Source organism: Eisenbergiella tayi, assembly GCF_001881565.1.
GTDB classification, from domain to species: domain Bacteria; phylum Bacillota; class Clostridia; order Lachnospirales; family Lachnospiraceae; genus Eisenbergiella; species Eisenbergiella tayi.
Map to the genome: position 1 here is coordinate 34523 of NZ_MPDJ01000010.1, position 19587 is coordinate 54109.

Annotated in this window: 18 protein-coding genes; 2 read left to right on the forward strand and 16 right to left on the reverse strand. The window is 47.9% G+C overall.

Annotated features, from left to right (window positions below):
* Positions 1-12: 12 nt before the first annotated feature.
* From mutS to BLA28_RS27385, 3 genes are all read right to left on the reverse strand, one after another.
* Positions 13-2661, reverse strand: a complete 2649-nt coding sequence (mutS, locus tag BLA28_RS27375; protein WP_069159459.1) for a DNA mismatch repair protein MutS — start codon at positions 2659-2661, stop codon at positions 13-15.
* A 564-nt stretch (positions 2662-3225) separates the two neighbouring features.
* Positions 3226-3981 (reverse strand): LytR/AlgR family response regulator transcription factor, encoded by a 756-nt coding sequence (locus BLA28_RS27380; RefSeq protein ID WP_069159460.1) that lies wholly within the window; start codon positions 3979-3981, stop codon positions 3226-3228.
* A 40-nt stretch (positions 3982-4021) separates the two neighbouring features.
* The gene (locus BLA28_RS27385) at positions 4022-5356 is read right to left on the reverse strand and encodes a sensor histidine kinase (protein WP_069159461.1); all 1335 of its coding nucleotides are present in this window, start codon (positions 5354-5356) and stop codon (positions 4022-4024) included.
* A 146-nt stretch (positions 5357-5502) separates the two neighbouring features.
* Between BLA28_RS27385 and BLA28_RS27390 the strand changes: the two genes are divergently transcribed.
* Both BLA28_RS27390 and BLA28_RS33255 read left to right on the forward strand, forming a co-directional pair.
* Positions 5503-5964: a hypothetical protein gene (locus BLA28_RS27390; protein ID WP_009252782.1), complete on the forward strand. Its 462-nt coding sequence runs from the start codon at positions 5503-5505 to the stop codon at positions 5962-5964.
* A 23-nt stretch (positions 5965-5987) separates the two neighbouring features.
* A complete protein-coding gene (locus BLA28_RS33255) occupies positions 5988-6434 on the forward strand; it encodes a DUF4190 domain-containing protein (protein ID WP_081330235.1) in 447 nt (148 codons plus the stop codon).
* A gap of 56 nt (positions 6435-6490) precedes the next feature.
* Here BLA28_RS33255 and BLA28_RS27400 read toward each other — a convergent pair whose 3' ends face one another.
* From BLA28_RS27400 to BLA28_RS27460, 13 genes are all read right to left on the reverse strand, one after another.
* Positions 6491-6820: a hypothetical protein gene (locus tag BLA28_RS27400; RefSeq protein WP_009252784.1), complete on the reverse strand. Its 330-nt coding sequence runs from the start codon at positions 6818-6820 to the stop codon at positions 6491-6493.
* Positions 6820-8286 (reverse strand): tRNA (N6-isopentenyl adenosine(37)-C2)-methylthiotransferase MiaB, encoded by a 1467-nt coding sequence (miaB, locus tag BLA28_RS27405; protein WP_069159462.1) that lies wholly within the window; start codon positions 8284-8286, stop codon positions 6820-6822. Before miaB ends, BLA28_RS27400 begins: the two co-directional genes overlap by 1 nt.
* 10 nt (positions 8287-8296) lie before the next feature.
* Positions 8297-9559 (reverse strand): peptidase T, encoded by a 1263-nt coding sequence (pepT, locus tag BLA28_RS27410; RefSeq protein ID WP_069159463.1) that lies wholly within the window; start codon positions 9557-9559, stop codon positions 8297-8299.
* Between the two features lie 51 nt (positions 9560-9610).
* The gene (locus BLA28_RS27415) at positions 9611-10855 is read right to left on the reverse strand and encodes a glutamate-5-semialdehyde dehydrogenase (protein WP_069159464.1); all 1245 of its coding nucleotides are present in this window, start codon (positions 10853-10855) and stop codon (positions 9611-9613) included.
* A 33-nt stretch (positions 10856-10888) separates the two neighbouring features.
* The gene (locus tag BLA28_RS27420) at positions 10889-11482 is read right to left on the reverse strand and encodes a 5-formyltetrahydrofolate cyclo-ligase (RefSeq protein ID WP_069159465.1); all 594 of its coding nucleotides are present in this window, start codon (positions 11480-11482) and stop codon (positions 10889-10891) included.
* Positions 11472-11696, reverse strand: coding sequence for a DUF896 domain-containing protein (locus BLA28_RS27425; protein WP_330385355.1), 225 nt, complete (start codon positions 11694-11696; stop codon positions 11472-11474). Before BLA28_RS27425 ends, BLA28_RS27420 begins: the two co-directional genes overlap by 11 nt.
* A 22-nt stretch (positions 11697-11718) precedes the next feature.
* Positions 11719-12579, reverse strand: coding sequence for a glutamate 5-kinase (gene proB, locus BLA28_RS27430; RefSeq protein WP_044969053.1), 861 nt, complete (start codon positions 12577-12579; stop codon positions 11719-11721).
* A 43-nt stretch (positions 12580-12622) separates the two neighbouring features.
* Entirely contained in the window at positions 12623-14245 is a 1623-nt protein-coding gene (locus BLA28_RS27435) for an NAD(P)/FAD-dependent oxidoreductase (RefSeq protein ID WP_069159466.1), read from the reverse strand.
* Positions 14238-15536, reverse strand: coding sequence for an aminoacetone oxidase family FAD-binding enzyme (locus BLA28_RS27440; protein ID WP_069159467.1), 1299 nt, complete (start codon positions 15534-15536; stop codon positions 14238-14240). Before BLA28_RS27440 ends, BLA28_RS27435 begins: the two co-directional genes overlap by 8 nt.
* Positions 15537-15576: 40 nt before the next feature.
* Entirely contained in the window at positions 15577-16221 is a 645-nt protein-coding gene (locus BLA28_RS27445; protein WP_050018747.1) for a hypothetical protein, read from the reverse strand.
* A gap of 115 nt (positions 16222-16336) precedes the next feature.
* The gene (locus BLA28_RS27450) at positions 16337-17992 is read right to left on the reverse strand and encodes an oligosaccharide flippase family protein (protein WP_069159468.1); all 1656 of its coding nucleotides are present in this window, start codon (positions 17990-17992) and stop codon (positions 16337-16339) included.
* Positions 17993-18036: 44 nt separating this feature from the next.
* Entirely contained in the window at positions 18037-18546 is a 510-nt protein-coding gene (gene ybeY, locus BLA28_RS27455; protein ID WP_044969062.1) for an rRNA maturation RNase YbeY, read from the reverse strand.
* Positions 18543-19586, reverse strand: a complete 1044-nt coding sequence (locus BLA28_RS27460) for a PhoH family protein (protein WP_069159469.1) — start codon at positions 19584-19586, stop codon at positions 18543-18545. Before BLA28_RS27460 ends, ybeY begins: the two co-directional genes overlap by 4 nt.
* Position 19587 lies beyond the last annotated feature (1 nt).

Below are 19587 nucleotides of genomic sequence, written 5' to 3' on the forward strand. Positions count from 1 at the left end.
CCTTTTTATCATTTACCATCTGTTTTTCAGTTTATTCTGCAGGCGGTACAATGTATTGAGGGCATCCAGCGGGGTCATAGTGCTTACTTCCACATTCTTCAGTTCTTCCAGCACATCCGCGTCCGTAACGGTATCAAACAGGGATATCTGATCCAGATCCAGTTCATCATAATGCTCCTGCTTTTTGGAAGGGGCATTGTTTTCCGCTATGGATATGCTCTGCACCTTTTCGGTTATGTCGTTGTCACTCAGCTGTTCCACAATTTCCTTGGCCCGGTCAATGACCAAATCCGGGACGCCTGCCAGTCTGGCCACCTGAATTCCGTAACTCTTATCCGCGCCGCCTTTGATGATTTTACGGAGGAAAACAATATCATCCCCCTTTTCCTTTACGGCGATACAATAATTGTTTACATTGCTCATTTTGCCTTCCAGCTCAGTCAGCTCGTGATAGTGGGTTGCAAACAGAGTCTTGGCACCCAGCAGCTTCCTGTTGCTGATATGCTCAATCACCGCCCACGCAATGCTGAGTCCGTCAAAGGTCGAGGTACCCCTGCCGATCTCATCAAGTATCAGAAGGCTGTTTCTGGTGGCATTACGCAGAATATTAGCCACCTCACTCATTTCCACCATAAAGGTACTCTGACCGCTTGCCAGATCATCCGATGCCCCCACACGGGTAAAAATACGATCCACGATTCCGATATCGGCCTGCCTTGCAGGAACAAAGCTTCCGATCTGCGCCATGAGCACGATAAGCGCAGTCTGCCGCATATATGTGGATTTTCCCGCCATGTTGGGGCCTGTAATAACAGCAATCTGACGGGTATTGTTGTCCAGATGAGTGTCATTGGGGATGAACATATCATGCTCAATCATTTTTTCCACCACCGGATGGCGGCCGTCTTTTATGTGTATCAGTCCCTTTTCGTTCAACTTGGGCCTGGTATACTGGTTCTGCTCCGCCACCAGGGAAAAAGAACAGAAAACATCCAGTCTTGCCACGGCCTTTGCCGTTGTCTGGATCCTTTCGATTTCACCCGCTATCTGATCTCTGATTTCACAGAACAAATCATATTCCAGGGTACAAAGCTTGTCCTCGGCATTTAAGATCGTATCCTCAAGCTCTTTAAGACGCGGGGTGGTATAACGTTCCGCATTGGTAAGAGTCTGTTTCCTGACATAATCCTCAGGGACCATGTTCAGATAGGATTTGGTCACTTCCAGATAATAGCCGAATACCTTGTTGTATTTTACCCGGAGGTTCTTGATCCCGGTTCGTTCTCTTTCTGTATTTTCCAAATCCGCAAGCCAGTTCTTTCCTTCCGTCTTGGCCCTGCGCAAGGTATCAATGTCTTCATTATACCCTTCCCGGATCATACCGCCCTCCCGGATGGTTATGGGCGGTTCCTCTTCTATGGATTCCCCTATCAGCGCAAAAAGGTCCTCGAGCCCGTCAATTTCTTCTTCTATTTTCTGGTTGGCCGCACCGGGCAGCTCCTTTAATACGGTTTTGATATGAGGCAGCATTTCCATGGAATTGCGGAAAGCGATCAAATCCCTGGGGTTAGCCGTCTTATAGCTTACCTTTCCCAACAGTCTTTCCAGGTCATAGATGGGATTCAGATATTCCCTCAGCTCATCCCTCGCAAGAGGATTATTGCAGAAGGCCTCAACTGCATCCAGCCGTTCTTCCATTTCCGTTTTATGTATCAGCGGCTGCTCCAGGAAGCTGCGCAGCATTCTTGCCCCCATGGCTGTTTTGGTTTTATCCAGTACCCAGAGAAGGGAGCCTCTCTTTTGCTTCTCCCGGAGAGTTTCGGTAAGCTCCAGATTCCTTCTGGTGGAACTGTCCAAAAGCATATAGCGGTTTGTAAGATAAGGCTCGATATGAGTAAAATGGCTTAACGGTATTTTCTGAGTATCATATAAATAGGAAAGAAGTGCTCCGGCCGCTATGACCCCATTAGGGAATTCATCCACTCCAAGCCCCGACAGGGAATTGACCCCGAAATGCTTCAGGAGGCACTTTCTGCACAAATCATCATCAAAATAATGAGGCTCCAGAGAATATATGGCAATGCCCAGCCGCTCCTTCAGATCCTCAAGCTCCACGCCGCTGACCAGAAAAGCATCATTACATATGATTTCCGAGGGCATGTATTTCATAATTTCATCCAGCAGCTTCCTGTTATCCTCAACCTCTGTCAAAAGATAATCGCCTGTGGTGACATCTGCTACAGAGATGCCGGTTTTTCCCGCAAAATAAGCGATGCACATGAGAAAATTATTTTTATTCTCTTCCAGGGACTGGATATTCAGGTTGGTGCCGGGAGTGACTATACGCACCACTTCCCGCTTGACAAGCCCCTTTGCCAGCTTCGGATCCTCCACCTGCTCACAGATGGCAACCTTATACCCCTTGCTTACAAGACGGCTCAAATAGCCCTCCACCGCATGATAAGGAACGCCGCACATGGGGGCGCGTTCTTCCATGCCGCAGTTCTTTCCGGTAAGCGTAAGTTCAAGCTCTTTGGATACCGTAAGCGCATCCTCAAAAAACATTTCGTAGAAGTCTCCGAGACGATAGAAAAGAATACAGTCTGCATACTGCCTTTTCGTCTCCATATATTGCTGCATCATCGGCGTCATTTCTGCCATGTTTTACGTTTCTCCTTTGCATTTCCCAATAAAATCCGCAAACGTACATCAATAAAATATAGCACAATTTGGCTAAAATGTAAATCGTAAGAAACGTCGTATACAGCAGTTTTCCCCGCCCGGCACCATGTATCCGCCCGCCGTCCTCAATACCTTCCCGCTGTGTGAATCCCTAAAAATGCATAATAAAAAACAGTTCTGCACAACATCGGCAAAACTGCTTTCTTACTCATTCCCTGAACCCGGAAGCTATGTGGGTTTGTTGAGAATATTTGATGCAACAGCTTGGAATAGATAATACATTTTGGGGGAATGATATCAAATAAACAATTTTTATTAATTGTTACTCCAATGTTCTCTGCACTATATTCTCAACCCACAATATGCAGCATCCCTGTATCCGGAATGCAACAAATGCATTATAACACACTTTTTGTTAAAATGGTGCACAAAAATGAATTTTATTTCATTTACTACTAAAAAGTAGTGTTCTCACGTAACGGACATATGTTTTTCTGTTACACATTGTTTCATTTTTCAGAAAAGTATGCCGACTCATTATTTTTATACGCCATACTGTTTTTTCGGATATTTATTTCCGAGATAGCGGGCGAAGGCTTTATGGAATTCTTCTTTGCGGGACCGGGAGATCGTGAGGGCTGTCCCGTCCATCAGAACAAGCAGGTTTCCCTCCACTTTTGCCACATATTTCAGGTTTACTACATAACTGTTGTGGGCATAGGCGAAATTATGCATCTCCAGGCCGGCATAAATATCGGCGAGACGGGAATTACAGTTTATGGGAGACTCGTTTTTTTCCTGATTCAGCCAAATCTGACAGCCTCTTTTTTTCAGGGAAATATAAAGGATTCTGTCGGTATCAAGCTGCATCATTTTTCCCTTATAAAAAGCCGTGAGGTACACATGCTTCTTCCGTTCCGCCGCCTTTTTCAAAATGGCGGACATATCCTCCCGTCCTTTGGAAAGCAGCTCCTGTTTCAGGAGATAACGATAGGGATAGACCTTAAACATTTCCGGCGTGGGGACAGCCACTCCGGTAACAAAAACCAATACGGCATTCCTGTTCTGGCTTCGGAAAGCGAAGGCAGTCTCCTGTCCGTCCATTCCTTCCATCTGGATATCCAGAAAGAGAATATCATGTTCTGAAAGAATATCCTCCATCAAATTCTCACCGGAAGAATATTCCTGAATATGTACAGGTATTCCCATATCATCAGCGGTCTTTTTCACAAGCTGGGACAAAATATTCCTGTCAGCCTGGGAATCATCACAAACCGCTACCTTAAGCTCCGTTTCCACATCATTTTCCCTTTCCTTTCCCTTTTCCCGATACCCATCCTCAGCCCGCCTGACGGGGCGGAACGGACAGACAGACCGTTACACAAAAGGTATTTGTATGTACATCAAAATCTATGAGGCCGTGATTGCTCTCTATCAGCTTTTTCACATGCTTCAGGCCTATCCCGTGACGCGTCCGATCCGCCTTTGCCGTAAGGAATATTCCCTGACCGCTGACCTGACCGCTGACCGCTTTGTTTATACAGCTGTTTTCCAGCCGGATAACTGCATAGCTGCGATCGGTATCCATGAACATTTTGAGTTCTATGCTCCGTTCCCCTTCCGGACATCGTTCCCCAGCCTCCAGGGAATTATCCAGCAGATTGCTCATGATACTGATAAAATCATAATCCTTTATATTTCCTGCCCGGAATCCTGGTTCAACAAAAATATCCATGGATATTCCCTTTGAATCAGCCCTTCGCTTTTTTTCATTCAGAATAAAATTCAATATGCCGTTTGCGGAATAATGGGTCTCCTCCGCCCTGGAGATATCAGCATGGATATCCCTGACAATTTCCTGGATTTTATCGTCCTGATTTTCTCCTGCCAGATAGCTGAGAGTATTCAGATATCTGTTAATATCGTGCAGCACCTGTCGGTAATTCTGGGTGACGCGTTCCAGCTGGGCATAGTTTTCTGTCTCCATGCGGTTCTTCTGCTGCAGAAGCTTCTGTTCCGTTATCTGGGTCTGCATCTGCACATTCCTGTTATAGATTTCAAGAATCACTATATTAAAGACCGCGAGCAATGCACAGATAACCGTCAGCATCAGCCTTTCCACCGCCGTAACAGCCACATCTGCATAAAGAGTCACCTGATAAACAATCCGGATCAGCAGAAGGGATAACGCCGGACACAGCAGAAACGGGAGGGGGACCGAAGCCTCTTTATTCTGCCGCCTTCCCTGCATGAGACGGATAACGGCATATACCAGCAGAATCGCAAACAGCTTGGCGGCAAGTATCACGACGAATTTTCCGGCATTCATATCCGGTATGATATATCTTCCTCCATAACCGGCACCTATTACAATATCCTCACAGAAAATAACAATAAGGATCTCAATAATATTAAAGTACAGCAGCTGTCTCCGGTTTCCTTCGAACAGATAAAGGGCTGATATCATGTATATGAAAACAGTCCCTGCCAGATTGACAGGAACATTCCCCACGCAATTGACAAGTGACATGAAAATAAGAATAACAGCTCTCATTCCAATACGCTGCGCAGTACTGTTAACCCTGTAATTGAAGAAGCTTCTCATAAACAGGTTCCATATATAGCATTCCAGAACATTGGTCAGTATAATAACGGACATTTCTTCCAGACCCATATCTAGTCCTCATTTCCTTCCTGATGTTAATATATGCAAATTTTTCCCCTAAGGCTGCATTTTTTTCCGATCGGGTTGCTTATTTCCATGAATTCTTTCATAATTCTAATATCTTATTTATGAATGACTGAGGAGGAATTATTAAAATGAAAAAACAATGGACGGTAACCGCAGCTGATGGAATGAATCATGTTATTGAATACAAGGGACGCAGCCTTCTTGTTGACGGCCAGAAGTACCCGCTGAAATCATCTAACTGGTTTATTCAGCTGATCGATTATGCCATCAATTTCGGAGAAACCCAGTGCCGTCTTGTGGTTATGGGAAATAAAGTGGACCTGGCTGTTAACGGCCGGTACCTGGGAAGCGGCGAACCTTATCAGCCTATTGCCAGCCTGCCTGTATACGTATCCGTTCTCGCAGGTATCAGCTGTGTGCTCGGCTTTTTGATGAACAGCTGGCTGGGGCTCTGCCTTGGCGTACTTATCGGAGTTATGTATTTTAACCTGGCTCTTAAGAAGAAAAATGGTATCATCGTAGTCGCTTTCATCATCGCTTCCATTCTTCAGGTTGCTTTGGGAATCGGCGTTGCTTTCCTTCTTTCCTGATCGAACATAGGAGTATGATTTAAATGGATAATTATAATTATCAGCCTGATAATAACCAAAGCTTTCAAAACGAATATCCCCAGGGGGCTCCGGTTCCCGGGCAGCCGCAGCCGGGCCAGATGCCTGGCGGGCAGAATCCTTATTACAACAATCCCCAGGGCGGCGTTTATCCCGGCCAGGGAAATAATCAGCCATATCAGGGTTATCAGGGGCCGGTGGTTATCAACCAGCTGGAACATAAAAAAGATAACCTGGCCGTATGTTCGCTCGTATTCGGTATCATGGGCGGAATATTCTGCTGGATACTCGTTATCCCTCTCGTATGCAGTATAGCAGGCCTTATAATGGGGATTATAAGCCTGATAAAAACAGGCCAGCATACGGGACTGGCACTGGGAGGCGTAATTGTTTCGGCAATCAGCCTCGTCATCAGCGTTGTTTTTACTCTGCTTTACATCGTTCTGATATAAGAAATTCATTATTCAAAGCAATATGGCCGGGAGCAAAAGCTCCCGGCTGTCTTTCTTTACCGCCATGTGTTCCAGAAGGGTTTCATAAAGGCGTAAACCGCCAGCGGAACTACTGCGGAATTTATGAGAGACATGATGATATCGCTGCCGAACAACGTAACATTCACCGCAAAGATAACCACTTCCGACAAACAAATTATATAAAAGCCTGTCTTACGACGGTTAAACAACAGGATGCTGACACCTGCAATCTGAATCAGTTCAAGGATCATGCCGGCCGCTGCTGCAGAAGCATCTGCCAGCAGGAAGGTCCTTCCATAAAACAGAAAGGTCAAGATATCCATAACCAGGACAATCCAGAGACAGATTTTCAGGCCTTTGGACATCAGCCCTCACCTCCCGCCATTTCACCAAGGAAATAAAACCCTTTATATTCCTTCAGATATACCGGCACAATTCTGCCGATTAAGGAAGCATCTCCGGGGAAATGAACCAATGTATTGTTAGAAAGTCTGCCTGTGACCAAAGCGGAATCCTGTTCGTTCTGTTCTTCCACAAGAGCCTCCATAGTCAGGCCTGAAAGCAGCCTCACACGCTCTCTTGCCGTTTCCTGAACCGTCCTTAATACCCTGTCAAAGCCTTCCTTTACCACTTCCTCCGATACCTGGTTCTCCATGGCTGCGGCCGGAGTCCCTGTCCGTTTGGAATAAATAAAAGTAAAGGCATTGTCAAACTGAACCTTTTTGATAACATCTATTGTTTCATCCACATCCTCAGGTGTTTCACCGGGAAAGCCTACGATGATATCCGTGGTCAGAGCGATATCAGGCATGGCGGTGCGGATTTTATCAACAAGCTCCAGATACTGCTCCTTGGTATACCGGCGGTTCATGGCCTGCAGGATCCTGGTGGAGCCTGACTGCAGAGGAAGGTGGAGGTGCCGGCATATCTTGGAGGAGGCGGCCATTACCTCAATCAGCTCATCTGATAGATCCTTGGGATGGGATGTCATAAAACGGATCCTCTGAAGTCCGTCTATTTTTTCCACCTCCCGGAGCAGCCCGGCAAAGCTCATGGGCTCCTCCAGATTTTTGCCGAAGGAATTCACATTCTGGCCGAGCAGCATGATTTCCACCACGCCGTCTGCCACCAGGTTTTCGATTTCCTTAATGATATCCTTCGGGCTGCGGCTTCTCTCCCGCCCTCTTACATAGGGTACAATACAATAGCTGCAGAAATTGTTGCAGCCAAACATGATATTGATTCCAGACTTAAAAGAATATTTTCTTTCTACCGGCAGATCTTCTACAATCTTATCCGTATTCTGCCAGATATCGACGATCATTCCCTGCTGTTCCCAGGAAGAAGCCAGCAGCTCGGCAAACTTATATATGTTATGGGTACCAAAAATCAAATCCACAAAGCGATAGCTTTTCCGGATTTTTTCAATGGTTCCCGGTTCCTGCATCATACAGCCGCATAAGGCGATTTTCATATGCGGATTTTTTTTCTTAAGGCCGTTCAAATGTCCAAGGCGTCCATAAACCCTCTGGTCCGCGTTGTCACGGACCGTACAGGTATTATAGATATCAAAATCAGCTTCTTCACTGTCCGTCAGCTGATAGCCCGCCTGCTCCAGAATGCCGGAAAGCTTTTCGGAATCTCTCGCGTTCATCTGACAGCCAAAGGTGGTCACACAGGCCGTCAGCTTCCTGCCAAGCCTCTTTTCCTCCTCCGACACAAAAACGCGGCATTTTTTCAGGAAGTAATATTGTCTGGCCGGCTCCTCAAGAGGCGGCTGTGAAGAAAGGTCAATGCTTTCCAGTATGTTATCTAAATTTTCGTTATTCATCCTTTGTTCCTTACTTTATTTTCTTTTCGATGCCATGCTCCGCGTACAGCGAAATAATATTCAGAATTATTTCCACGCACTTTTCCATGGATTCTATACATACATATTCATATCTTCCATGGTAATTCATTCCGCCGGTACACAGATTAGGGCAGGGAAGACCCATAAAGGAGAGCCTGGAGCCGTCCGTACCTCCCCGAATGGGGGCGATGAGCGGCGTAACACCGGCTTCTTCCATCGCTTTCACAGCGGTATCAATCAAATGGGCGTTTTCCGGATAAATCTTTTCTTTCATATTGTAGTAGCTGTCCTGCATTTCCACAGTGAAAATTTCTTTTCCATATTTCTTATTGAGGAAATCGGCGGTCTCTCTGAAATAGGCTTTTTTCTTCTCAAACAATTCTCTGGCATGATCACGGATAATATAATCTACCTGCGCACTTTCTACAGTTCCTGTCATTCTGTCCGCATGATAAAAACCTTCATAGCCTTCTGTAGCCGCCGGGGTTTCAAATACCGGCAGAAGGGACTGGAACTCCTGGGCAAGCAGGATGGCATTCAGCATTTTATTTTTAGCACTGCCCGGATGTACGCTGTATCCATTGACATGCAGCCTTGCACCGGCCGCGTTGAAGCTTTCGTATTCCAGCTCTCCCAGCGCGCCGCCGTCCACAGTATAGGCATAGTCCGCCTGAAATCCTTCCACGTCAAAATGATCCACCCCTCTTCCCACTTCTTCATCAGGAGTAAAGGCTATCCGGATGGTGCCGTGTTCCTTTTCCGGATGGGCGAGCAGCGTTTGGGCCATTGTCATGATTTCCGCAACTCCTGCTTTATCGTCTGCGCCTAAAAGAGTGGTTCCATCCGTAACAATCAGCTTTTTCCCTTCATATTCCAGAAGCTCCGGATTTTCCTCAACGGGAAGAATAATATTCAGTTCCTGATTCAGGACAATGTCCTTCCCATCATAATTTTCCACAATGCGGGGCTTGACATCCTTACCGCTTACAGCCGGGGAAGTATCCATATGGGCGATGAATCCGATAACCGGAACCTCTTTTCCTCCCTCCTTCAGAGTGGAAGGAATGGTGGCATATACATAGCCGTACTCTTCATCCATCCTCACATCAGAGGCGCCCATTTCCTTAAGTTCTCCCACCAGCAGACGGGCCAGGTCTTTTTGCTTTTCCGTACTGGGAGAGGTGGTGCTGTCCTCGTCCGACTGGGTATCGATTGTTACATATTTTAAAAATTTATCAACTACTGTGCTCATATTTAAACCTCCTGCTGCTTTCCTTCCCGCGTGCGGCGGGGTATTTGACTGTTAAGGCCGGATTTGGCCGTTTCCTCGTATTGCATATTTATAGGTAGTCAGCTCCTTCAGCCCCATAGGTCCTCTTGCATGGAGTTTCTGGGTGCTGATGCCGATCTCAGCCCCGAAGCCGAATTCAAAACCATCGGTAAAACGGGTGGAGGCGTTCACATAAACGCAGGCAGAATCGACCTCATTTAAAAACCGCTCTGCATTTTCCGCATTTTCCGTGAGAATGGAATCGGAATGCCCGGTATTATAACGGTTAATATGGGCAATTGCCTCATCCAAACTGTCCACGGTCTTTACGGAAAGGATATAATCCAGATATTCTTTTCCGAAATCCTCCTGCGCGGCAGGAACCGCTCCCGGCACACAAAGCAATGTCCGTTCGTCTCCTTTGATCTTCACGTTCGCCTGCTGAAGCGCTTCGGCAAGCGCAGGCATGATTTTTTCCCTGATTTTTTCATGTATCACAAGGGATTCACAGGCGTTGCATACCCCGATACGCTGGGTTTTGGCATTCAGTATAATGGGGATCACCTTTTCCATATCCGCGAATTCATCCACGTAAATATGGCAGTTCCCCGTACCTGTTTCAATCACCGGCACCGTACTGTTTTCCACTACGGCACGGATAAGGCCGGCACCGCCTCTGGGAATCAGCACATCCACATATTCATTTAATTTCATGAAACGGGAAGTGGTTTCCCGGTCTGTGTCTGTAATCAATTGGATGGCATCCGCACAGGCCCCGGCTTCCGTAAGGGATCTCCGGATGCTTTCCGTGATGGCTGTATTCGAGTCAATGGCATCGCTTCCGCCCTTCAGTATACAGGCGTTTCCCGCTTTAAAACAAAGCCCGAAGGCATCTCCCGTAACATTGGGACGGGATTCGTAAATAATGCCGATCACTCCCAGGGGGACGCGGCGTTTTTCGATTTCCAGCCCATTGGGACGGGTAAAATGTTCAAGCACCTCTCCCAGCGGATCCGGAAGACCGCAAATCTGAAGCAGGCCTTCCGCCATGGCTTCCATTCTGGCATCCGTCAGCCTCAGCCTGTCCACCATTCCCGGATGCATGCCGCCCCTCTCCGCTCGTTCCACATCCCGTGCATTGGCGGCAAGAATAGCGGCCTTATCACGGAGCAGCCCTTCAGCAACAGCCTTCAGAGAGGCATTCTTATCCTCAGCAGTCATTTTCTGTACTTCATATTTTGCAGCGACGGCCGCTCTTCCCATTTCAGTCAGATCCATACATTTCCCTCACCTTCCGCCTTACCGGCTGATCTAAATCCATCCCTCTTCTGTCAGAATACGGTCCGGGCGTACATCGGTTTCTTCCTCAGGCAGTTCCGGAAGCACCTGGCAGTTAAAACAGACAGCTATTTTTACCGCAGAACAGGCATTTTGGAGAAATTGATCATAAAAGCCTCCTCCGTAACCCAGCCTGCGCCGCTCCCTGTCAAAAGCGGTTCCGGGCATGAGTATCAAATCCTTCCCGGAGCTTCCTTCCCAGCTTCTTCCTTCCGTTATTCCCGGTTCCGGGATTCCCTGGTATCCTTTCACCAGTTCATCCCTGCAGAATACCCGGTAAAAGGTCATTGTTTTCTTTTTCCCGCCCGCCGTGGTTTCCGGCTCTGGGCTATCTTCTATTTTAGGACAGAAAACCTGCTTTCCGTCCCTCCAGGCCTGTTCCATGATTTCATAGGTCGGCACCTCATCCCGGTAAGAAGCATATATCAGTATCCGCTCCGCATTCCGGTAGGCCCTGTCGGCAAAAAGCAGCCCGGCGATCCGCCGGCCCGCATCGGTCCGTTCCTCCATGGTCATTCCGGACCGTCTGCACAATGCTTCTTTGCGGCATTCCTTTTTATTCAGCATTCTTTTTCCCCAGGTTGGTGATGGAGCCGTCTTCATTCTGGATATTAATGTTATTCAGCTGAGAGCGCAGATTAACTTTTACACTGTTGATATATTCCTTACGCAGCCGGGCCTGCTCATCCTTTTCTTCCGCGCTCAGGCCTTCCGCCTGGGATTTATGGTACAGTTCATTGATTCTCTTTATTTTTTCATCCATTGTCATCGGTTCTGCCATGGCAATCCACTCCCGTCGGTTTTTATTTATTCAGTTTGCTTACAAAGCCGGGAAGATCAAAATTTTCATCCCTTTTGGCAACAAACAGGGTTCCGTAATTTCTGCCGTCCATCAGCCTATGTATAATACGGATATCCCGGCTGTTGGCAATCAGCATGTCCGCTCCCGCCTTTGTGGCTATTTTGGCGGCGGTAAGCTTGGTATTCATGCCTCCGGTGCCCACATTGCTTCCTGTGCTGCCCTTACCCATATCCATATAGGTATCATTCAGTTCTTCCACGATTTCCACAAATTTGGCCTCGGGGTTCTTCCGGGGATCGTCGGTATAAAGGCCGTCGATATCGGAAAGCAGGATCAGCAGATCCGCCCCTATCAGCGCCGCAACGATGGCGGACAGTGTATCATTGTCCATTTCCAGCTCATAGGTAGCTACCGTATCATTTTCATTGACTACCGGTATCACCCCCATCTGCAGAAGCTGTGAAAAGGTATTGTGGGCGTTATAACGGTTAAGGTTATCCACGATTGTATTTTTGGTCATGAGGATCTGGGCCGTCACCTGATTATACTCGGAAAAAATACGCTGGTAGGTCATCATGAGCCGGGACTGTCCTATGGCGGCACAGGCCTGCTTCATAGCTATGCGGTTATGCTCCGTGATGTCCTCTTCCTTCAGATTCATCGCCTTTTTCCCCTGGGCGATGGCTCCTGATGTAACAAGCACCACTTCCTTACCCTGGTTTTTCAGATTGCACAGTTCTCTGACCAGGACCTCCAGTTTAATATAATCCAGCTCTCCTGTCTCAGGATGCTGGAGGGATGAAGATCCTATTTTTACGACAATTCTCTTTTTATCCTTTAGTTTTTCGCGATACTGCTCCACTTAACCGTCCTCCGTTGCGTTTATCTCAAGTCTTCCCATTATTTTATATAATTTTAAAACGTTTCGCAATAGCTTCAGCGATTTTCATGCCGTCTATGGCGGCGGATGTGATGCCGCCCGCGTAGCCGGCCCCTTCCCCGCAGGGGTACAGCCCCTTTATCGTTGACTGAAAATCATCCTGCCGTGTAATACGCACAGGCGATGATGTCCTGCTTTCCACACCGGCAAGACATACCGCATCATCCGCAAAACCGGGAATCATTCTGTCAAAGACTTCCATTCCTTCCATAAAGGCCTTTCTCAGCGGCGCGGGAAATAACGGCCGCAGATCGGCAAAGATATATTCCCCTTTCATACAGGGAAGAAAATCCGCGGGAACCCTCTGATTTTTTTGTCCCTTCGGTTTTTCGGCAAACTCTCCATATCTTTGTACCGGAATCCGCCCTCCGCCAATATTCCAGGCTTTTTCCTCGAGCATGCGCTGAAAAGCGATGCCTGCCAGCGGTCCCCCGGAAGAACCGGCATATAATTGGAAATCCTCCGGTGTGACTGTCACTATGATGGCGCTGTTGGCATTTTTCCCGTCCCGCCGGCTGTAGCTCATGCCGTTAACCGCAAGCCTTCCTTCTTCGCTGCTGGCATTGACTACATAACCTCCCGGACACATACAGAAGGAATATACGCCCCTGCCCTCTTCTGTCTTTGCCGTCAGTTTATAGGAGGCAGGAGGAAGCTGCTCCGGCCACTCGTCCGCATACTGCGACAGATTGATCAGCGCCTGTGGATGCTCCACACGCAGGCCTACGGCAAAAGATTTTGCCTCCATGGGAATTTGCTTTTGTTCCAGCATTTCAAAGGTATCTCTGGCACTATGGCCAATGGCAAGAATCACTGCTTCCGAAAGGAATTCCCGCCCGTCGGCGCACGTTACCCCGATTATCTCATCCTTTTCCAGAAGGAGCTGATCCACACGTGCATTAAAATAGACTTCTCCGCCCCAGGACAGGATTTGCTCACGCATGTTCTTCACTACTTCAGAAAGGATATCCGTTCCGATATGAGGCTTGTTTTCATACAGGATCCGGGATGGAGCCCCATGCTCTACCAGGATGCGGAGCACTTCGCCGCTTCTTCCTTCTTTATCTTTAATCAGCGTATTCAGTTTCCCATCGGAAAAGGTTCCCGCTCCGCCTTCCCCGAACTGCACGTTGGAATCAGGCAGACAGGGGCCTCCTCCCCAGAAATTCTCCACATCCCTGGTTCTGGACTGCACATCCTTTCCCCGTTCCAGCAGGATGGGGCGGTATCCGGCCCTTGCCAGCAGATATCCGCAGAAAAGCCCCGCGGGTCCCATCCCGATAATGACCGGGCGGTGCCTTGCGCTTTGCGTTCCAGGTTCCGGGAAGCGGTAAACGACAGGCTTCACCAGGGAAACACTATTATTGCGGCACCTTCGAATCACATTTTCCTCACTGCCATTTTTCAGCGTTACGTCCACTACATAGGAAAACCATATCTCCGGCTTCTTTCTGGCATCTATGGACTGCTTCACCACATTGCAGGAAGCGATCTGTTCCGGGGCAAGACGCAGGATTTTGGCGGCTTTTTCTTCCACCGCCTCCGGCGTATGGCCCGGTTTCAGTTTCATCTGCTGTATCCTAATCATATTTTTTCCTCTCAGTCCTGATTGAAAGCGCTGCCGCCTGTCCCGCAAGATACCCGCTTGTCCAGGCCCACTGGAGATTATAACCGCCGCATCTGCCGTCCACATCCAGCAGCTCTCCTGCAAGATATAAGCCCGGGCAGCAGCGGGATTCCATCTGAGAATCCACTTCCGTAAGTGGCACGCCTCCGGCACACACCTGGGCATTGGCAAAGGGATTGGAAGCGGTCACCGTCACCTCAAAATTCCGCAGCATGAAAAAAACTTTTTCCACGGCAGGAAATGTCTCGGACGAGACAGTATCTTCACCATGCAGCCCGTTCAGCTTCCACATTGTCTGGATTATTTTTTTATTTACCAGACCGTTAAACAGCACTTCCATGTTTCTTTGGCGGCAATCCCTGCATTTTTTCTTTATGAGGGCCTGCCAGTCATCGTCTTTGTCCCGGAAGCCAGGCAGAAAATCAATGGTGGCTTTCACCTTACGCCCCTGGGAAAGCGCCGCTGATGCGAATCTGCTCAGCTGGAATACCGGAATTCCTGAAATCCCGTAATCCGTCAGCTGAAGCTCTCCCTGTTCTTCATATTCTTCTTTCTTTCCTTTTCCTTCTATGGTAAGAAGGATACCGGCCTCTGTCCGCACACCGGCAAGCCCTTTCCAGAAGTTTCCGGCACAGCGCAGCTGTACCAGAGCCGGGAGCGGAGTTATCAGAGTATGTCCGAAGCCTTTGGCAAGCTCGTAGCCTCCCAAATCGGCATTTTTTTCGCCTGCCGCACTTCCACAGGAAAGAATAAGCCGCCTGCAAAAATAGCTCTCATCGGGAGTCTGCACATAAAAACCAGCATTACGTCCTTCCCTTCGGTACGCTGCCCGCTCCACCCTGCATTCCGTAACTGTATGTACTTTCCGTTCCTCCAGTGCAAAACGCAGGGTGTCCAGCACTGTTGCCGCCTGGCCTGAAAGAGGATATACATAGCCGTTTCTGTCCGTTACCAGCATTCCCAGCCGTTCGAATTGCTTAAGAGTATCCTCCGCGCCGAACCGGGCAAAAAAAGAAGCCAGCAGCTCCGGGTTCCGGCTTCTGTAAAAAAGCCCGGGTTTTTCCACGGAAAAAGACAGGTTGGTTAAATTACATTTCCCATTCCCTGTCGCCAGCAGTTTTTTTCCCACTCTATCCTTTTTTTCGAAAATTATGATTTCACAGGGCCGCCCCTTCACACTGTCAGCCGCCGCGACAGCCGCCATCAGGCCGGACGCGCCGCCGCCTATAATACCAATATCTATTCTCTGCATGGATACCGATTCCTGTCCTCAAATTATTCCCATTATAATACTAACTGGAATAAGACTCAAGGAAATTATACAGTTCGGCCTCACTTCCCACATATTTGAACTGAAGTATTTCCTTCGCCAATTCAGCGGAAAGACTCTGCAGCGGGATTCCTGTAGACATATACTTTGTCTTTTTATCCGCTTCATAAACCACTACATAGTTATTTTCCACGGCCAGGTAGAACTCGGTACATTTCTTTTTGCTTTCATAATTTTTCTGGATAACCACTTCCTGTGCGGAAAACTTCTGAACATCCAGCGAAAGGAAACCCTTATTCAGGTCATTCAAAGATGGCGATTCCGAATAACTGTTCATCGCCGAAAGAAATTCGTCTCTGTCCATTCCGATATACTGCTCCGGTATCGGACTTTCCTCCTCTTCCCTGCTGGAATCAGTCAGATCCAGGCTTTTTACGACAAAACGGGTATCGCATGTAATCACCGCCCCGCCGGTACCCAGCGCCTCCATACTTTCCTGGTTTTCCGCCGTGTCCCCGTTTCCGCCATCCTGCACATACTGCTGTTCCTGTTTGGCATTCTGGCTTGGATAAAAGAAATCATGAAGCTTTACAGAGGCCAGAAAGCCTACAGCAAGCATCAGAATAGGATAAATAATATATATGCTGATTTTTTTCCACAAACGCATAAGAACCTCCTGCTCTTACTGTCCCTTTTGTATCAAGTATCAGCATTTTTTTAATTATTTATACAAAAGACAGCCGCAAACAGCGGCTGTCCCTCAAATTTCCCGTCCATTCCGGCTACATCAGCCGGAAAGCTTTTCCCAAAAAGATAATAATTTCGCCTCCGGGAATTTCCTTTAATTCCCTCTCCGATATTCCATGGAGCGCTAAAATCAAAGCAATATAAATAAGTGTTCCCACAAGGAAGCAAATCCATGACATAACGCCGCTGGATATTTTTTCCGTAAGCAGTCTGTTAATCAGGAAAATAACCACTCCGGATACTCCGGCGGAAATGACAGGGATTCCGATCATACGCCCCCAGTCAATACGCAGAGCCAGCCTTCTCTGTATCGAAACGAGATTGAGGATAAACAGCAGTGCAAAAAGTACTATCACAGCCACCACCACACCCGTTATATCCATTTTCACCTTGCCAATAAGCACATAAAGGGTAATTACATGGACGCAGAAAGAAATAAAAGAATTTATCAGCACATTCCGTTCCCTTTCCAGTCCCTGAAGCACACCGGAAAGAGCCATGGACAGCGCCTGGAAGACTATGGCAATGCTTCCGATCCGAAGAAGCTTTGCCGCCAGCTCCATTTCCCCTACCTTAAACAGGGCGGGAATTAACGTATCCGCCATTACGGCAAAAAACACGGCGGCAGGAAGCGCGAGCAGAACCGACAAACGAATCAGCATCTGCGCCTTGTCCTTCAGCCTTCCGATGTTCATACTTGCATTGGAAACAGAAATAGCCGGTACAAGGGATGCGCATACGGCGGTAATCACAACCCCCGGCATATTTGCCAGGATCCTGTATTTACCGGAAAAAACCCCCCATTGTGTTATGGTATCCCGGCTTGTCGGGCTCAGCTTGAGGAACATAATCTGATCCACAATTACACTTCCCTGTGTAACCAGGGCTATCAATACAACCGGCAGGGTGGAAAGAACCAGGATTCGTACAATCCTGCGGTAACTTTCTGTGCCCTTTCCCATGTCCTTACGTTCCTTCTTCCGGAAACTGCTCTGGAACATGGCGAAAACCACCAGTAAAAACAGAAGCGGCACTGCGCTTCCTATCGTAAGGCCAAGAACTCCTCCGGCCGCGCCGAAAGCCTGTTCATAATTCCTGTTCTGAAGCAGGGCGCCTACCTTGGCCCCATATTCTCCCATATTGCCGGCAGCAATGAGCATCACTGCAAGACAGAGCACCTCCTCCAGGAACCGGGATACGGATGTAGGTACCATTGTACCCATTCCCTGGAAAAATCCCCTGTACAGGCCCAATACGGAAGCCAATACAATATTTATGGAAAGAATCTTCATGGCAACAGCGCTCAGGGGTTCTCCGTAAATGCTTCCTGCGAGGAAATCAGAAAGAAACAGCATTAAAAGGGTACATAACAGTCCGCCTCCCAGAGTAAGGGCCATTGATACATTCCATACCCGGCGGGTATTCCGGAACTGTCCTTTTGAGCATCTGGCCGAAGTCATTTTTGCTACTACTGCAGGTGCGGCATAGCCGCAGAATAAAAAGAAAAATGTATAGGTATCGAAAGCCATGCTGAAATAAGCATTTCCATTATCTCCGATGATATTGGTAAGAGGAATCCTCTTTATCATGGAGAGCAGGCCTGCCAGGGCTCCGCAGCACGCAAAAAAAGCGCCGTTTCCCCCGATACCTTCCTGTTTTCTCCTTTTTCTTTTTTTCTTATGGTTATCCATAGCCACTCTCATTCGTATTGTAATCCATTCTTTAAGTCATTATGTCAATCACTGATATCTCTGGTAATTCCCAGCCTGTCCAGAACATGGTTCTGTTTTTCTTCCATAACAGATGCCTCATCGGGTTCCATATGGTCATAGCCGCACAGATGAAGCATGCTGTGGGCTATTAAAAAAGCATATTCTCTGCGGATACTGTGGCCAAAGCTTTCCGCCTGTTCCAGAATCCTGTCACAGGAAAGAATAATATCCCCAAGAATCAGCTCCCCGCTGTCCGGCTGGAAGCAGTCGGCCTCCATTTCCTCCGCCACCGAAAAATCGGAGGGAAGCTCAAACGGGACATTGGGAAAAGACAAGACATCCGTCTCCCTGTCGATATTCCGGTATTCCCGGTTATACATCCGGATTCCTTCATTGTCCGTAATAAGGATATTTATTTCTGTCTCATAGGGGCAGTTTTCCTCTTCAAGAACCTCTCCCGCCACTAGGGAAGCGGTTTCAATGGGATCAAAGGGAAAGATATAGTCTGTTTCATTTTCAACAAAAATGGTCATCTGTTAAATCGTCCTTTTCCTTTTCTGGCATAGGAATTATCTTTTGTGTCCCGCTGCTGGGGCCTTGTCCGTTCTCTGGACAGTTCTTTATTTTCGTAGGCCTCATAAGCCTTGACAATCTTCTGTACCAGCGGATGTCTGACAACATCCCTGCTTGTCAGGGTACAGAAAGCTATGTCATCGATCTTGTGCAGCACCTTAGCGGCCACATCCAGCCCCGAATTCACGCCGGGCATCAGATCCTTCTGGGATGCATCCCCTGTTACAATCACCTTGGAGCCAAAGCCGATCCTTGTCAGGAACATCTTCATCTGCGCCGGTGTGGTGTTCTGCGCTTCATCAAGAATAATATATGCGTTATCCAGGGTACGTCCGCGCATATAAGCAAGAGGGGCGACCTCAATCAGCCCCTTTTCCATATTTTTCACAAAGCTCTCCGCTCCCATAATCTGGTAGAGCGCATCATACAGAGGCCTCAGATAAGGATCTACCTTACTCTGTAAGTCACCGGGCAGGAATCCCAGCTTCTCTCCCGCTTCAATAGCCGGCCGGGTAAGTATGATCCTCTCCACCTCATTATTTTTAAACGCGGTAATGGCCATTGCCATTGCCAGATATGTTTTTCCGGTTCCCGCAGGCCCCATGCCGAATACAATCATATTGTTCCGGATGGCATCCACATATTGTTTCTGCCCCAGTGTCTTCGGCTTAATGGGCTTGCCGCTCACCGTATGGCAGATCAGATCCCCGTCTATTTCCAAAAGTGCATCATTATTGCTTTCCATGCTCATCTCGATTGCATAATCCACATTCTGTTCCTGAATCTGGTTTCCCCTTTTCGATAATTCCAGAAGCTGCCTTAAGATAGCCTCCGCCTGCTCCACATGCTTTCGTGAACCGCTTATCCGCACGCCGCCGTCCCTGTCAACGATGGTAACATCCAGATATTTTTCCAGCTTCTTCACGTATTTATCATACTCGCCGAACACATTCAGGATATGTGCGGCATCCATTTCCACGATCGTTTCAAATTGCTCCATA

Bases quoted from the DNA above. Each gene is read 5' to 3' on its own strand.
- BLA28_RS27460 (WP_069159469.1), bottom strand. From the start codon at position 19,586: ATGGAGCAATTTGAAACGATCGTGGAAATGGATGCCGCACATATCCTG.
- BLA28_RS27420 (WP_069159465.1), bottom strand. From the start codon at position 11,482: ATGCTGAATAAAAAGGAATGCCGCAAAGAAGCATTGTGCAGACGGTCC.
- miaB (WP_069159462.1), bottom strand. From the start codon at position 8,286: ATGAATAACGAAAATTTAGATAACATACTGGAAAGCATTGACCTTTCT.
- BLA28_RS27390 (WP_009252782.1), top strand. From the start codon at position 5,503: ATGAAAAAACAATGGACGGTAACCGCAGCTGATGGAATGAATCATGTT.
- BLA28_RS27435 (WP_069159466.1), bottom strand. From the start codon at position 14,245: ATGATTAGGATACAGCAGATGAAACTGAAACCGGGCCATACGCCGGAG.
- mutS (WP_069159459.1), bottom strand. From the start codon at position 2,661: ATGGCAGAAATGACGCCGATGATGCAGCAATATATGGAGACGAAAAGG.
- BLA28_RS27400 (WP_009252784.1), bottom strand. From the start codon at position 6,820: ATGTCCAAAGGCCTGAAAATCTGTCTCTGGATTGTCCTGGTTATGGAT.
- BLA28_RS27425 (WP_330385355.1), bottom strand. From the start codon at position 11,696: ATGGCAGAACCGATGACAATGGATGAAAAAATAAAGAGAATCAATGAA.
- BLA28_RS27385 (WP_069159461.1), bottom strand. From the start codon at position 5,356: ATGGGTCTGGAAGAAATGTCCGTTATTATACTGACCAATGTTCTGGAA.
- BLA28_RS27440 (WP_069159467.1), bottom strand. From the start codon at position 15,536: ATGCAGAGAATAGATATTGGTATTATAGGCGGCGGCGCGTCCGGCCTG.
- BLA28_RS33255 (WP_081330235.1), top strand. From the start codon at position 5,988: ATGGATAATTATAATTATCAGCCTGATAATAACCAAAGCTTTCAAAAC.
- ybeY (WP_044969062.1), bottom strand. From the start codon at position 18,546: ATGACCATTTTTGTTGAAAATGAAACAGACTATATCTTTCCCTTTGAT.
- BLA28_RS27445 (WP_050018747.1), bottom strand. From the start codon at position 16,221: ATGCGTTTGTGGAAAAAAATCAGCATATATATTATTTATCCTATTCTG.
- BLA28_RS27415 (WP_069159464.1), bottom strand. From the start codon at position 10,855: ATGGATCTGACTGAAATGGGAAGAGCGGCCGTCGCTGCAAAATATGAA.
- pepT (WP_069159463.1), bottom strand. From the start codon at position 9,559: ATGAGCACAGTAGTTGATAAATTTTTAAAATATGTAACAATCGATACC.
- BLA28_RS27450 (WP_069159468.1), bottom strand. From the start codon at position 17,992: ATGGATAACCATAAGAAAAAAAGAAAAAGGAGAAAACAGGAAGGTATC.